Consider the following 14,256-nt stretch of genomic DNA (forward strand, 5'->3'; position numbering starts at 1 on the left):
CGTGCCTGAGGTCAGCCGGCGAGAATACGCTCGATGGCCGGGCGGTTCAGCCCTTTCAGGCCGATGACGACTAGGCGCGAGCGGCGGTCGTCGTCGGCAGTCCAGGCGCGGTCGTAGTAGTGGTTGACGCGCGGGCCGACTGCCTGCAGCAACAGCCGCATCGGCTTGCCGCCGACCTCGACGAAGCCTTTTACGCGCAGCACGTTTTCTTCCTCTGCCGCCGTGGCGACACGCAAAGCCAGCTCATCGGGATTGGCGATCGACGGAATATCGATGACGAACGAGTCGAAATCGTCATGCTCGTGGTCAAGCTCGTCGTCGTGGTGGGTCTTGCGGTTCTCGATGTCGTCCTCGACGGCAAGGCCGAGGCCGAGCAGCACGGAGGGATCGACCTTGCCCTGCGAGGCCGGCACGATCTTCACCGCGCGGGCGGCGTGCTTGCCGATGACGGCATTGGCGCGGGCCGAGCCGGCGGCGTCCATCAGGTCGCTCTTCGACAATATGATCAGGTCGGCGCATGCGAGCTGGTCCTCGAACACCTCCTCGACCGGATCGTCGTGGTCGAGCGTCTGGTCCTGCGCGCGCTGCGCCTGCAGGGCGTCCATGTCGTTGGCAACTCGGCCTTCGGCCAGCGCCGGTCCGTCGACCACGGCAATGACGCCGTCGACCGTCACCCGGCTCTTCACCGTCGGCCACTGGAAGGCCTGGACCAGCGGCTTGGGCAGCGCCAGCCCGGAGGTTTCGATCAGGATATGGTCGACCCTGGGCGTCAGCGACAGGATCTGGTCGAGCGCCGGGACGAAATCGTCGGCGACGGTGCAGCAGATGCAGCCATTGGCCAGTTCGACGATGTTTTCCTCAGGGCAGGTGTCGATGCCGCATCCCTTAAGAATCTCGCCGTCGATGCCGATATCGCCGAACTCGTTGACGATGATGGCCAGCCGCTTGCCGCCGGCGTTTTCGAGCAGATGACGGATCAGCGTCGTCTTGCCGGCGCCGAGGAAGCCGGTGACGACGGTGCAGGGCACGCGGGAGACGGAAGTGGTCATATCTGGTCCTTCAAAAGGTCGAGGGGAGGAATGCGGGCAACGAGGCCGCGCTTCAGGCAATCGGGGCGGCCGCGCCATGGGATGAGGCCGTCGGTCGAGGTGGCGAAGAGTTTTGCGCCGGTGATGAGATCGGCGCCGCTGGTCGCGGCCAGGTCGCCGAAGACATAGCTCCAGCAGCCGTCGCGCAGGATAGCGGCGCTGAGGCGGCGCTTGCAGTTGCCGAGGCATTCGACGCTGCGGATACGGATATTTAAGCCAGAGGCGGCGCGGCGCGTGTCTTCGGCCAACAATTCGCCGGCGCGAGGATGGCCGTCGGAGCCGGTCTCGTCACGGCAGGAGGCGCAGACGATCACGGTGACGTCGGCCAGAGCATCATCATCGCCGGACAATACGCCCGCTGTCTCAGCCGAAAAACTGCTGTCGCGTTCCAAATCAGGCTCCTTGCCCGGAAAACCCGCCAGGCGATCGGATTTTTATGTCCTAGACGGCAGGTCTCCTGGCTCGCGGGTCATCGCCTTGGTGCCGCCTTCCCGGGATTTTCCCAGTGGTTATCGGCCTTGGCTCGTCGCTTACAGTTGCGGGGACAGCCGCGGATTTGAAATCGAGATTTCGCACCGCATTCCCTCTTGGCTCCTCCCTTTGCCGAGAGGAGACCGTCTGAACCGGATTTAGGCTTGTGGAGGCAGTCGTGTCAACGCACGTCTACGACGCCGCAATGTCGGCGAGAGCCGAGCCCAGATCCCCCGCAGGCGTCACCTCGATGCGTTCCAAGCCGAGCCAGCCCTGCATCAGCTGCAATTCCTCAAAAAGTTCGGCGGCGGTTTGCGGTGGCGCGCCGGGCTCGGCATAGGCGGCATGGACGCGCAGCACGCCGGCCGGGCGGTCAGCCTTAAGGTCGATGCGCGCCACGATCCTTTCGCCGAGCAGGAACGGCAGCACATAATAGCCGTATTGGCGTTTTTCGGCAGGGGTGTAGATCTCGATGCGATAGCGGAAGTCGAACAGCCGTTCCGTGCGCGCCCGCTCGAAGACGACCGGATCGAACGGAGCGAGCAAGGCGCGCGCCTCGATTTTGCGCGGAAAACGAGCGTTCTTGTGAAGATAAGCTGGCTTGCTCCAGCCTTCGACGGTCACCGGCAAAAGATCGCCGGCCTCGACCAGTTCCTCGATGCGGCCTTTGATGTCGGTGGGAGAGAGGCGGAAATAGTCGCGCAGGTCGCCTGCTGTCGCGACGCCGTGGGCGCGGGCTGAGATGCGCAGCAATTCGCGGTGCGCATCCTCAGGCGAGGGCACCGGCAGGGCAAGTATCGCCGGCGGCAGCACGCGCTCCGGCAGATCGTAGAGCCGCTCGAAGCCACGACGCGACGCCGTGGTGATGCGGCCGGCCCAGAACAGCCATTCGAAAGCGTGCTTGGCGTCGCTCCAGCCCCACCAGCCGCCTGAGCCTTTCTGGCCTTCCAGGGCGGAAGCGGCGATCGGGCCGCGTTCGACGACCTCGCGAAAGATGTCTTCAATGTAGGCGGCGCGCTCGCGGCCCCACTTGGCCAGCCCGTTATACATTTCCTCGCCACGTTCGGCCCGTTCCATGCGCCAGCGCATCAGCGGATAGGTCTCGACCGGCAGAAAGGAGGCTTCGTGCGCCCAATATTCGAAGACTTTGCGCTTGCGCGTCACGGCGGCGTTGTCGAGCAGGGCGAGCGGGTAGGGGCCAAGCCGCGAATAGAGCGGCATATAATGGGCACGCACCACCGCGCTGACGGAATCGATCTGCAGCAGACCGGTCCGGCCAAGCACACGGGCCAGATGGCGGCGATCGGGCGTGCCGTTAGGGCGAGGATCGGCAAACCCCTGTGCGGCAAGCGCGATGCGCCGGGCCATGGCGAGCGAGATTTTTTCCTTCATACAGACGGCACTCTGTCGGCGTTCGACCAAAGGTGGGAGAGATGATTCCGCACCATGCTAGCAGGGTTCTGGCGGCATCTATGTCAGGAGAGAAAAGTGGAGTAAAAAGCGAAGGAAATCAAACAGGAGCGGATTGGACCAGTTTATCCGGATATGCCGTCGAGCACCGTGTTTTGAACAAGGTTTGACTTGCTTCGCCGAAAGCCCTGCGCTAACCCTCGCCGCGTTGCAGCATAGAGCCCCCTAAAACGGTTCAGTGGTTAAACTGTCACGCTTCCGCAAGTGGGTCCGGTGCTGTAATCAGAGTGGATTGGCCGCCAACGGAAAGCTGCAGCATGAACGCATTGTTGAGTTCGTACCTGCCCATCGTCCTGTTCATCGGCGTGGCGCTGGTCGTCGGCCTGGCGCTGCTTGCCGCACCCTTCCTGGTGGCCTACCGCAACCCAGATCCGGAAAAGCTTTCCGCCTATGAGTGCGGCTTCAACTCGTTCGATGACGCCCGCATGAAGTTTGATATCCGCTTCTACCTGGTGTCGATCCTGTTCATCATCTTCGATCTGGAAGTGGCCTTCCTGTTTCCGTGGGCAGTGTCTTTCAGCCAGATCGGCATGCTCGGTTTCTGGTCGATGATGGTGTTTTTGGCGGTGCTGACCATCGGCTTTGCCTATGAATGGAAGAAAGGAGCGCTGGAATGGGATTGAGCGACAATTCCGGCACGCTCGTCGCGCCGAAGCCAAAAGGCATTCTCGACCCCAGCACCGGAAAGCCGGTGGGGGCGAATGATCCCTTCTTCCTCGAGATCAACAACGAGCTTGCCGACAAGGGCTTTCTCGTCACCTCGACCGAGGCGCTGATCACCTGGGCGCGCAGCGGCTCGCTGATGTTCATGACCTTCGGTCTTGCCTGCTGTGCGGTCGAGATGATCCACACCTCGATGCCGCGCTATGACTCGGAGAGGTTCGGCGTTGCGCCGCGCGCCTCGCCGCGCCAGTCCGACATCATGATCGTCGCCGGCACGCTGACCAACAAGATGGCGCCGGCGCTGCGCAAGGTCTACGACCAGATGCCGGAGCCGCGCTACGTCATCTCGATGGGCTCCTGCGCCAATGGCGGCGGCTACTATCACTATTCCTATTCGGTGGTGCGCGGCTGCGATCGCGTCGTGCCGGTCGACATCTATGTGCCCGGCTGTCCGCCGAGCGCGGAAGCGCTGCTCTACGGCATCCTTCTGTTGCAAAAGAAGATCCGCCGCACCGGCACGATCGAGCGGTGAGCGCGATGATGAGCCTGAATGAACTCTCGACCTATCTCGGCGAGAGGCTGAGCGGCCGGATCGGCGATACGGTGTTTGCCTATGGCGAACTCACGATCTCGCTCGAGCCGCACGATTTGATCGAGGTGGTGAGCTTCCTGCGCGACGATCCAAAATGCCAGTTCATCTCGATCATCGACGTCTGCGGCGCCGATTATCCATCGCGGGCCAAGCGCTTCGACGTCGTCTATCACCTGCTGTCGCCGAAGCAGAATATTCGCATCCGCATCAAGGTGCAGGCGGACGAGGAGACGGTGGTGCCGTCGATCACCGGAGTGTTTCCGGGCGCCGACTGGTTCGAGCGCGAAACCTACGATCTCTACGGCGTGCTGTTCTCGGGCCACCCCGATCTCAGGCGAATCCTGACCGACTACGGCTTCGAAGGCCATCCGCTGCGCAAGGACTTCCCGCTGACCGGTTTCGTCGAGGTGCGCTACGACGACGAAGCCAAGCGTGTCATCTACGAGCCGGTGGAATTGAAGCAGGAATTCCGCAATTTCGATTTTCTCTCGCCATGGGAAGGGACGGACTACGTTCTGCCGGGCGACGAGAAAGCCAAGACGAATTGAGACGCCAGAATGGCTGAAACCTCCGTCCGCAATTTTAACATCAACTTTGGACCTCAACACCCTGCAGCGCATGGTGTTTTGAGGCTGGTTCTTGAGTTGGACGGCGAAGTCGTCGATCGCGTCGATCCGCATATCGGACTGTTGCATCGCGGCACTGAAAAGCTGATCGAAGCCAAGACCTATCTGCAGGCCGTGCCCTATCTCGACCGGCTCGACTATTGCGCGCCGATGAATCAGGAGCATGCCTTCGCGCTGGCCGCCGAGCGGCTGCTCGGCATCGAGGTGCCGAAGCGCGGCCAGCTGATCCGCGTGCTCTATTGCGAGATCGGCCGCATCATGTCGCACATTCTCAACGTGACGACGCAGGCGATGGATGTCGGCGCGCTGACGCCGCCGCTGTGGGGTTTTGTCGAGCGCGAAAAGCTGATGGTGTTCTACGAGCGGGCCAGCGGCTCGCGCATGCATGCAGCCTATTTCCGGCCCGGCGGCGTCCACCAGGACCTGCCGCAGCAGCTGGTCGAGGACATCGGCACGTGGATCGACCCGTTCCTGAAATCGCTCGACGACCTCGACGCACTGCTGACCGGCAACCGCATCTTCAAGCAGCGCAACGTCGACATCGGCATCGTCTCGCTAGCCGACGCCTGGGCCTGGGGTTTTTCGGGCGTCATGGTGCGTGGATCCGGCGTCGCCTGGGATCTGCGCAAGTCGCAGCCCTATGAATGCTATACCGAGATGGATTTCGACATTCCGATCGGCAAGAACGGCGACTGCTACGACCGCTATCTCGTGCGCATGGAAGAGATGCGCCAGTCGGCGAAAATCATGCGCCAGTGCGTCGACCTGCTGCTCGGCAAGGAAGGCAGCGGGCCGGTGTCGAACCTCGACGGCAAGGTGGTGCCGCCGAAGCGCGCGGCGATGAAGCGCTCGATGGAAGCGCTGATCCATCACTTCAAGCTCTACACCGAGGGCTACCGCGTGCCGGCCGGCGAGGTCTATGCGGCGGTCGAAGCCCCAAAAGGCGAGTTCGGCGTCTATCTCGTCTCGGACGGCACCAACAAGCCCTATCGCTGCAAGCTGCGGGCGCCCGGCTTCGCGCATCTGCAGGCCATGGATTTTTTGTGCCGCGGCCACATGCTTGCCGATGTCACCGCCGTTCTCGGCTCCCTCGATATTGTTTTCGGGGAGGTGGATCGGTGATTCGCCTTCTGAGCTCAATGTTGATCTTCACTGCTGTCGCACTGCACCCTGCACATGCATTTGAGTGCGGGGCGTCTATCGATGCGTCCGATCTTGTGAAGCAGCACTTCAGGCTGAGCTACGTCACGCTTGGCATGCAAGAAAGTGCGACCGCTGAATCTGCTGATGTCGATGCTTTCTATTTCAAGAGAGATACGTGCGAGTGTAGCGTCGCAGCGCCGGATGGCGCGAGTTTCTCTAAGGCGGAAGTATCAGCAGCCGCTTCCGGCAAAGCAGGGCTCGTGCGGCTAGTCGCTCGATTGAATGGCAAGTCCGGCATTTGCCCGCCTGTCATGACAAATTCGCCGACTTTCCATTGTTTCGACGGTACGGCGAAACTTTGTAAGGAGGCTGCAGCAAGATGACGAACCTATACATGTTTGGTGAGGTCGATCGCTAGATGTCAGTCCGCCGACTCGCAGAAGCCAGCCTCCAGCCAGCCGCCTTCGCCTTCAACCGGGCGAATGCGGCAGCGGCGAAGCAATGGATCAACAAATATCCGAAGGGCCGCGAGCAGTCGGCGATCATCCCCTTGCTGATGCTGGCGCAGGAGCAGGAAGGCTGGGTGACCAAGGCGGCGATCGAGACGATCTCCGACATGCTCGGCATGCCCTACATCAGAGGGCTCGAAGTCGCGACCTTCTACACCCAGTACCAGCTCAATCCGGTCGGCACCCGCGCGCATATCCAGGTCTGCGGCACCACGCCCTGCATGCTGCGCGGCTCGGAAGCGCTGATGGATTTGTGCCGCTCGAAAATCCATCGCGACCAGTTCCACACCAACGACAAGGGCACGCTGTCGTGGGAAGAGGTCGAATGCCTTGGCGCCTGCGTCAACGCGCCGATGGTGATGATTTTCAAGGATACGTTCGAGGATCTGACGCCGGAGCGGCTTGCCGAGATCATCGACCTCTATGATGCCGGCAAGGGCGCCTCGGTGACGCCGGGGCCGCAGAACGGCCGCATCACCTCCGAGCCGATCACCGGCCTGACGACGCTGAAGAGCGAAAAGGCAATCCTGAAGACGACCCGCGACAAGGACGCCAAGGCAGCCGCCAAGGCCGCCAGGGAGGCAGCGCCAGCGGCAATTGTCGCGGCGCCAGCGGCTCCGGCCCAGGCATCGGCCGGCCCCGTTGCGCCGTCGAAGGCCAGCAAGCCGAAGACCGATGCGCCCGAAACCAGCCCGGCGCTGGAGACGCCTTCTCCGGCAAAGGTCGCACCGGAGACGGAAAAGGCGGCGAGCGTCAGAGCACCGCGGCATTCGGCGGCCAACGCCAACAAGGCCGCGCCGGAAGTCGAAAAGGTTTTGAAACAGCGCAGCGGTCCGATAGTCAAGGCTGAGCCAGCGGCTGCTTTCAAGGCGCCGGAAGCCAAGGGCACGCAGCTCGGCGCTGCCGGTAAGACGGCCGCCGCGAAGACGACCAATGCCAAGCCGACCAGTGCCAAGCCGACCAATGCCAAGCCGACCAATGCCAAGACGGGCAAGCCTTCGCTCGAGGACAAGAACCGTCCGGCCGGCATCGCGAGGCCGGCAATGGTCGACGATCTCAAGCTGATCTCGGGCGTCGGCCCGAAGATCGAAGGCATCCTGCATTCGCTTGGTATCTTCACCTACGCGCAAGTCGCGTCTTGGAAGAAGGCCGAGCGCGAGTGGGTCGATGGCTATCTCAGTTTCCACGGCCGCATCGAGCGCGAAGATTGGGTCAAGCAGGCCAAGGCGCTGGCCAAGGGCGGGGTCGCCGAATATATCCGCGTCTTCGGCAAGAAGCCGGTCTGAGGGACGAACAATGCTTCAGGACAAAGACCGCATCTTCAACAACATCTACGGCCGCTTCGACAAGTCGCTGGCCGGTGCGATGGCGCGCGGCGCCTGGGACAACACGCCCGGCATCATTGCCAAGGGGCGCGACTGGATCGTCAACGAGATGAAGGCATCAGGCCTGCGCGGCCGCGGCGGCGCCGGCTTCCCGACCGGGCTAAAATGGTCGTTCATGCCCAAGCAGAGCGACGGCCGGCCGAGCTATCTCGTCGTCAATGCCGACGAATCCGAGCCCGGCACATGCAAGGACCGCGACATCTTGCGTCACGATCCGCATACGCTGGTCGAAGGCTGCCTGATCGCCGGCTTCGCCATGGGCGCGATCGCCGCCTACATCTATGTGCGCGGCGAGTTCATCCGCGAGCGCGAGGCGCTGCAGCGCGCCATCGACGAGGCCTATGCGGCCAAGCTGATCGGCAAGAACAACACGTCCGGCTACGATTTCGACATCTACATGCATCATGGCGCCGGCGCCTATATCTGCGGCGAGGAAACGGCGCTGCTCGAAAGCCTCGAAGGCAAGAAGGGCCAGCCGCGGCTGAAACCGCCGTTTCCGGCCAATGTCGGCCTCTATGGCTGCCCGACGACGGTCAACAATGTCGAGTCGATCGCGGTGGCGCCGACCATTTTGCGCCGCGGCGCGGCGTGGTTCTCGTCCTTCGGCCGGCCCAACAATGTCGGCACCAAGCTGTTCTGCGTTTCGGGCCACGTCAACACGCCGTGCACCGTCGAAGAGGCGATGTCGATCCCGTTCCGCGAGCTGATCGAGACGCATTGCGGCGGCATTCGCGGCGGCTGGGACAATCTGCTGGCGGTCATTCCGGGCGGGGCTTCGGTGCCGCTGGTGCCGGCGGAGCAGATCATCGACGCGCCGATGGATTTCGATGCGCTGCGCGACCTGAAATCGGGTCTCGGCACGGCGGCTGTCATCGTCATGGACAAATCGACCGATATCGTGAAGGCGATCGCCCGGCTTTCCTACTTCTACAAGCACGAGAGCTGCGGCCAGTGCACGCCGTGCCGCGAAGGCACCGGCTGGATGTGGCGGGTGATGGAGCGGTTGGTGCGCGGCGAGGCGCAGAAGCGCGAGATCGACATGCTGCTCGACGTGACCAAACAGGTCGAAGGCCACACGATTTGCGCGCTGGGCGATGCGGCGGCGTGGCCGATCCAGGGCCTGATGCGGCATTTCCGCGGCGAGGTGGAGCGGCGTATCGACGAGTTTTCGCGCAATGCGCACCGGGCAGAGCCGGTGATGGTGGCGGCGGAATAGAGAAGAATTTGAAGCGGGCGATTGCCCGATTGGAATGCGGGCAGGTGCCCGATCTGAGATACGGGCGAATGCCCGATCTGAAATACGGGCAAGTGCCCGATTTGAGGAAACAGGCCGGGGCATACGGAAGAAACGACCAGGAGACTACCTATGTCGCTGAATTCGAGACCCGAACATTTGATGCCAGATTTGGACCCGTTCGAGAAGATGAACCAGGACCTGACCAGGATGATGCCGAAGGAGATGGCCAGCGCCGTCAATCTCCTGGCGCACCCTGTCGCGAGTGCGGCAGCGATGTCGGCGCTCGGCATCGGGCTTGCCAATCATGCCTTTGGGGTGTGGATGGGCGTGCTCTCGGGAGCCGCCGAGACCTCGCAGCGGCTCTTCCAGCCGATCGTCGACGATTTCGATGCCAGGGTAGAACGCTTTTCGCAGACAGGGACAAGCTCCTCGACCAAGGCGCGCGCGGCGACAAAAACCTTGATCGCCGAGGCGCAGTCCTTCGCCAGGAACGTGAATGACATAGCCGCGAACAGCATGGATGATGCACGCAGCGTGGTGGATGCGGCTGCCGCACCGGCCGGGTTGATGCCGGAGGATTTCAAGCAGCCCAAGGCAATGGATCGTCCGGAAAACCCGGCAGACCTCAAGGCAATATCGGGCATCGGGCCGAAGCTGGAACAGGTGCTGAACGGCCTGGGCATCTGGACCTACGGCCAGATCGCGACATGGACGCCGGAAGAGATCGCCTGGGTCGACGACTATCTGTCGTTCAAGGGCCGCATCGGTCGCGACAACTGGCTTGGCCAGGCGGCGGCGCTGGCCGCCAAGGCCGAGAGGTAGGCGACGCGATGGAGGTCCACGACAGGCGCGATGTTCTCGACGTGCGAAACGCCATTGTCAGCAATTCCAGTTTCGATGACGTCAACATGTCGAACACCCGGTTTCACGACGTCAACCTGTCGGCGGCCAGGATCCACCGCAGCAACCTGAGCAACACCAAGGTGGAAGACGCCAATCTTTCGAACGCGTATTTCACCAACGTGAACATGAGCAACGTGAAGATAGAAAACGCGCAGGTTGCGGGCATGATGATCAACGGCATCAGCCTTGAAGACCTGTTCCAGGCATATGAGACGGCGAAGACCGCCGGGGGCAATTGATGGCAAAGCTCAAGGTCGACGGGAAAGAGATTACTGTACCCGACCACTACACGCTGCTGCAGGCAGCCGAGGACGCCGGCGCCGAAGTGCCGCGCTTCTGCTTCCATGAGCGGCTGTCGATCGCCGGCAATTGCCGCATGTGCCTGATCGAGGTGAAGGGCGGGCCGCCCAAGCCGCAGGCGTCCTGCGCCATGGGCGTGCGCGATCTGCGTCCGGGACCAAATGGCGAAACGCCGGAAATTTTCACCAACACGCCGATGGTCAAGAAGGCCCGGGAAGGCGTGATGGAATTCCTGCTGATCAACCATCCGCTCGATTGCCCGATCTGCGACCAGGGCGGCGAGTGCGACCTGCAGGACCAGGCGATGGCGTTCGGCGTCGATTCCTCGCGCTATCACGAGAACAAGCGGGCGGTCGAAGACAAATATATCGGGCCGCTGGTCAAGACGATCATGAACCGCTGCATCCATTGCACGCGCTGCGTCCGCTTCACCACCGAAATTGCCGGCATTTCCGAGCTCGGCCTGATCGGCCGCGGTGAGGACGCCGAAATTACCACCTATCTCGAAAGCGCGATGACATCGGAACTGCAGGGCAACGTCATCGACCTTTGCCCGGTCGGCGCGCTAACCTCCAAGCCCTACGCCTTCCAGGCGCGGCCGTGGGAACTGACCAAGACCGAATCCATCGATGTGATGGACGCCGTCGGCTCGGCGATCCGCGTCGATTCCAGAGGCCGCGAGGTGATGCGCATCCTGCCGCGCACCAACGAGGCGGTGAACGAGGAGTGGATTTCCGACAAGACCCGCTTCATCTGGGACGGTCTGCGCACCCAGCGCCTCGACCGGCCATATGTCCGCAAGAACGGCAAGCTGGCTCCGGCAAGCTGGGCCGAGGCTTTTTCCGCGATCAAGGAAGCGGTGTCGCGAACCGCGCCCGACAAGATCGGCGCCATATCAGGCGATCTCGCCGCCGTCGAGGAGATCTATGCGCTGAAGCTGCTGATGGCCTCGCTCGGCTCGAAGAACACCGACTGCCGCCAGGATGGCGCCGCGCTCGATCCGTCGCTCGGCCGGGCAAGCTATCTCTTCAACCCGACCATCGAGGGCATCGAGCAGGCCGACGCGGTGCTGATCATCGGCGCCAATCCGCGCTTCGAGGCGTCCTTGCTCAACGCCCGCATCCGCAAGCGCTGGCGGGTCGGCAACCTGCCGGTCGCCGTCATCGGCGATGTCGGCGATACGCGCTACGACTATGAGCAGCTCGGCGCCGGACCGGAATCGCTGAAAGATCTGGCCGACGGCAACGGCAAATTCTTCCAGGTGCTGAAGCAGGCGACGCATCCGCTTGTTATCGTCGGGCAGGGCGCACTGTCGCGCTCGGACGGCGCGGCCGTGCTCGGCCAGGCGGCGAAGCTCAGCCTGGCCGTCAATGCCGCGAGAGCCGACTGGAACGGCTTTGCCGTGCTGCACACTGCGGCGGCACGTGTCGGCGGTCTCGATGTCGGCTTCGTGCCGGGCGAGGGCGGCAAGAACGTCGCCGGCATGCTGGGCGAGATGGACGTTTTGTTCCTGCTCGGCGCCGACGAGATCGACATGGCCAGCACCGGCGGCGCCTTCGTCGTCTATATCGGCACGCATGGCGACCACGGCGCGCACCGCGCCGACGTCATCCTGCCGGGCGCCGCCTATACCGAAAAATCGGGCACCTACGTCAACACCGAGGGCCGGGTGCAGCAGACCAACCGCGCCGGCTTCGCGCCGGGCGATGCGCGCGAGGACTGGGCGATCCTGCGGGCGCTGTCGGATGTGCTGGGCAAGAGATTGTCGTTCGATTCGCTGCCGCAGCTGCGCGCAAAACTCTACGGCGAATACCCGCATCTTGCCCGCATCGACCAGGTCGCGGCCGGCAATGCTGACGATATCGCTGAGGTGGCGAAGCTTGGCGGGCGGCTTGGCAAGGGCGCCTTCACCTCGCCGGTCAAGGATTTCTACCTGACCAACCCGATCGCGCGGGCTTCCGCAGTGATGGCGGAGTGCTCGGCGCTGGCGAAAAACGGTTTTAGGCAGGCGGCGGAATAGCATGGACACCTTCTTCTCCTTCTACGTGCTGCCGGCGCTTCTCATCCTGCTGAAGTCGGTCGTGCTGATCGTCGTGCTGTTGATCTTCGTCGCCTACATCCTGTACGCGGACCGCAAGATCTGGGCGGCGGTGCAGCTGCGCCGCGGCCCGAACGTCGTCGGCCCATGGGGCACGCTGCAGGCTTTCGCCGACCTTCTGAAGTTCGTGTTCAAGGAGCCGGTGATTCCGTCCGGCGCCAACAAGGGCGTTTTTCTGCTGGCGCCCTTGGTTTCGGCGGTGCTGGCGATCTCGGCCTGGGCGGTGATCCCGGTCAATGAGGGCTGGGCGATCGCCAACGTCAATGTCGGCATCCTCTATGTCTTCGCCATCTCCTCGCTCGAGGTCTATGGCGTGATCATGGGCGGCTGGGCGTCCAACTCGAAATATCCGTTCCTGGGCGCGCTGCGCTCGGCCGCGCAGATGGTGTCCTACGAGGTCTCGATCGGTTTCGTCATCGTCACGGTGCTGCTTTGCGTCGGCTCGCTCAACCTGTCCGACATCGTGCTGTCGCAGCAGGACGGCCTTGGCACAAGGGTTGGCCTGCCCAACACCTTCCTCGACTGGCATTGGCTGTCGCTGTTCCCGATGTTCGTCATCTTCTTCATCTCTGCGCTGGCCGAAACCAACCGCCCGCCCTTCGACCTTGTGGAAGCCGAATCGGAACTCGTCGCCGGCCATATGGTCGAATATTCGTCGACGCCGTTCCTGCTGTTCTTCCTAGGCGAATATGTCGCCATCGTCTTGATGTGCGCGCTGGCCACCATCCTGTTCCTCGGCGGCTGGCTGCCTCCGTTCGACTTCGCTCCCTTCACCTGGGTGCCGGGGCTGATCTGGTTCGTGCTCAAGGTCTGCCTGGTGTTCTTCATGATCTCGATGGTGAAGGCTTTTGTGCCGCGCTACCGCTACGACCAGCTGATGCGGCTCGGCTGGAAGGTCTTCCTGCCGATCTCGCTGGCGATGGTGGTGATTGTCGCCGCGTTCCTCAAGATCACGGGGTTTGCGTGATGGGCGATCCGGCAATCCTGGTGCTTGGCGCCGCTGCTGGCGCCTTGGTGGCATGGCTGACGTCTGTTTTCGCGTTGCCGACTGCGCTGCACATGTTTGGGCGTTCAAAAGGGCTCGGCCTGCCCGTTTCCGTCGAGGAAAAGCAAATGCGCGAGCATTTGATCCGTAGACTCTACCTTGTGGTTTCTCCGCTTGCGTGTGGCGTCATGGGCGCCGCGGTCGCGTTGCAAATGTTTGGGGGTGCTGAATGAGCACGCTGTATCAAGCCGCAAAATCGCTGCTGCTGCAGGATTTCGTCAGCGCGTTCTTCCTGTCGATGCGCCAGTTCTTCGCGCCGAAGGAGACGATCAACTATCCGCACGAAAAGGGGCCGACCAGCCCGCGCTTTCGCGGCGAGCATGCGCTGCGCCGCTATCCGAACGGCGAGGAACGCTGCATCGCCTGCAAATTGTGCGAGGCGATCTGTCCGGCGCAGGCGATCACCATCGAGGCCGGCCCGCGCCGCAACGACGGCACCCGCCGCACCGTGCGCTACGACATCGATATGGTGAAGTGCATCTATTGCGGCTTCTGCCAGGAAGCCTGCCCGGTCGACGCAATCGTCGAGGGACCGAATTTCGAGTTCGCGACCGAGACGCGCGAGGAACTTTATTACGACAAGGACAAGCTCTTGGCCAATGGCGACCGCTGGGAGCGCGAACTGGCGCGCAACATCTCGCTGGACGCGCCGTACCGCTGACATTTGACGCATGGACGGGGCGAGAGGCCTCGTCTAAGGAACACGAAACTTGCCGACCGGAGGCG

Annotated in this window: 16 protein-coding genes and 1 riboswitch; of the genes, 13 read left to right on the top strand and 3 right to left on the bottom strand. The window is 62.7% G+C overall.

Annotated features, from left to right (window positions below):
- Window positions 1-11 precede the first annotated feature (11 nt).
- From cobW to BLT09_RS15265, 3 genes are all read right to left on the bottom strand, one after another.
- Complete coding sequence (gene cobW / locus BLT09_RS15255; RefSeq protein ID WP_091594313.1) at window positions 12-1,049, bottom strand: cobalamin biosynthesis protein CobW; 1,038 nt, start codon at window positions 1,047-1,049, stop codon at window positions 12-14.
- Window positions 1,046-1,480, bottom strand: coding sequence for a DUF1636 family protein (locus BLT09_RS15260; protein ID WP_091594314.1), 435 nt, complete (start codon window positions 1,478-1,480; stop codon window positions 1,046-1,048). The genes cobW and BLT09_RS15260 overlap by 4 nt, the downstream gene beginning before the upstream one ends.
- 38 nt (window positions 1,481-1,518) lie before the next feature.
- Window positions 1,519-1,722: riboswitch (cobalamin riboswitch) on the bottom strand.
- Between the two features lie 29 nt (window positions 1,723-1,751).
- Entirely contained in the window at window positions 1,752-2,951 is a 1,200-nt protein-coding gene (locus tag BLT09_RS15265; RefSeq protein ID WP_091594315.1) for a winged helix-turn-helix domain-containing protein, read from the bottom strand.
- Between the two features lie 335 nt (window positions 2,952-3,286).
- Between BLT09_RS15265 and BLT09_RS15270 the strand changes: the two genes are divergently transcribed.
- The 13 genes from BLT09_RS15270 (at window position 3,287) to nuoI (ending at window position 14,191) form a co-directional block, all read left to right on the top strand.
- Entirely contained in the window at window positions 3,287-3,652 is a 366-nt protein-coding gene (locus BLT09_RS15270; RefSeq protein WP_023798850.1) for an NADH-quinone oxidoreductase subunit A, read from the top strand.
- Complete coding sequence (locus tag BLT09_RS15275) at window positions 3,643-4,224, top strand: NuoB/complex I 20 kDa subunit family protein (RefSeq protein WP_027156092.1); 582 nt, start codon at window positions 3,643-3,645, stop codon at window positions 4,222-4,224. The genes BLT09_RS15270 and BLT09_RS15275 overlap by 10 nt, the downstream gene beginning before the upstream one ends.
- Before the next feature lie 8 nt (window positions 4,225-4,232).
- Complete coding sequence (locus tag BLT09_RS15280; protein WP_167366445.1) at window positions 4,233-4,832, top strand: NADH-quinone oxidoreductase subunit C; 600 nt, start codon at window positions 4,233-4,235, stop codon at window positions 4,830-4,832.
- 9 nt (window positions 4,833-4,841) lie between these two features.
- Entirely contained in the window at window positions 4,842-6,032 is a 1,191-nt protein-coding gene (locus tag BLT09_RS15285; protein ID WP_091594318.1) for an NADH-quinone oxidoreductase subunit D, read from the top strand.
- On the top strand, window positions 6,029-6,436 hold the full coding sequence (locus tag BLT09_RS15290; RefSeq protein WP_091594320.1) for a hypothetical protein: 408 nt from the start codon (window positions 6,029-6,031) through the stop codon (window positions 6,434-6,436). Before BLT09_RS15285 ends, BLT09_RS15290 begins: the two co-directional genes overlap by 4 nt.
- Before the next feature lie 35 nt (window positions 6,437-6,471).
- The gene (gene nuoE / locus BLT09_RS15295; RefSeq protein ID WP_091594322.1) at window positions 6,472-7,848 is read left to right on the top strand and encodes an NADH-quinone oxidoreductase subunit NuoE; all 1,377 of its coding nucleotides are present in this window, start codon (window positions 6,472-6,474) and stop codon (window positions 7,846-7,848) included.
- 10 nt (window positions 7,849-7,858) lie between these two features.
- On the top strand, window positions 7,859-9,163 hold the full coding sequence (gene nuoF / locus BLT09_RS15300; RefSeq protein WP_091594324.1) for an NADH-quinone oxidoreductase subunit NuoF: 1,305 nt from the start codon (window positions 7,859-7,861) through the stop codon (window positions 9,161-9,163).
- Between the two features lie 150 nt (window positions 9,164-9,313).
- Window positions 9,314-10,006 carry an NADH-quinone oxidoreductase subunit E gene (locus BLT09_RS15305; protein ID WP_091594326.1) on the top strand — a complete coding sequence of 231 codons (693 nt, stop codon included), beginning with the start codon at window positions 9,314-9,316 and terminating at the stop codon, window positions 10,004-10,006.
- A gap of 8 nt (window positions 10,007-10,014) precedes the next feature.
- Window positions 10,015-10,326, top strand: a complete 312-nt coding sequence (locus BLT09_RS15310) for a pentapeptide repeat-containing protein (RefSeq protein ID WP_091594328.1) — start codon at window positions 10,015-10,017, stop codon at window positions 10,324-10,326.
- Window positions 10,326-12,407 (top strand): NADH-quinone oxidoreductase subunit NuoG, encoded by a 2,082-nt coding sequence (gene nuoG, locus BLT09_RS15315; protein ID WP_091594330.1) that lies wholly within the window; start codon window positions 10,326-10,328, stop codon window positions 12,405-12,407. The genes BLT09_RS15310 and nuoG overlap by 1 nt, the downstream gene beginning before the upstream one ends.
- A gap of 1 nt (window position 12,408) precedes the next feature.
- Window positions 12,409-13,452 (top strand): NADH-quinone oxidoreductase subunit NuoH, encoded by a 1,044-nt coding sequence (gene nuoH, locus BLT09_RS15320; RefSeq protein ID WP_023798860.1) that lies wholly within the window; start codon window positions 12,409-12,411, stop codon window positions 13,450-13,452.
- Entirely contained in the window at window positions 13,452-13,703 is a 252-nt protein-coding gene (locus BLT09_RS15325) for a hypothetical protein (RefSeq protein WP_091594332.1), read from the top strand. Before nuoH ends, BLT09_RS15325 begins: the two co-directional genes overlap by 1 nt.
- Entirely contained in the window at window positions 13,700-14,191 is a 492-nt protein-coding gene (gene nuoI, locus BLT09_RS15330) for an NADH-quinone oxidoreductase subunit NuoI (RefSeq protein ID WP_091594334.1), read from the top strand. Before BLT09_RS15325 ends, nuoI begins: the two co-directional genes overlap by 4 nt.
- The last annotated feature ends 65 nt before the right edge of the window (window positions 14,192-14,256 follow it).

It is taken from the genome of Mesorhizobium muleiense, assembly GCF_900099905.1.
GTDB lineage: Bacteria > Pseudomonadota > Alphaproteobacteria > Rhizobiales > Rhizobiaceae > Mesorhizobium > Mesorhizobium muleiense.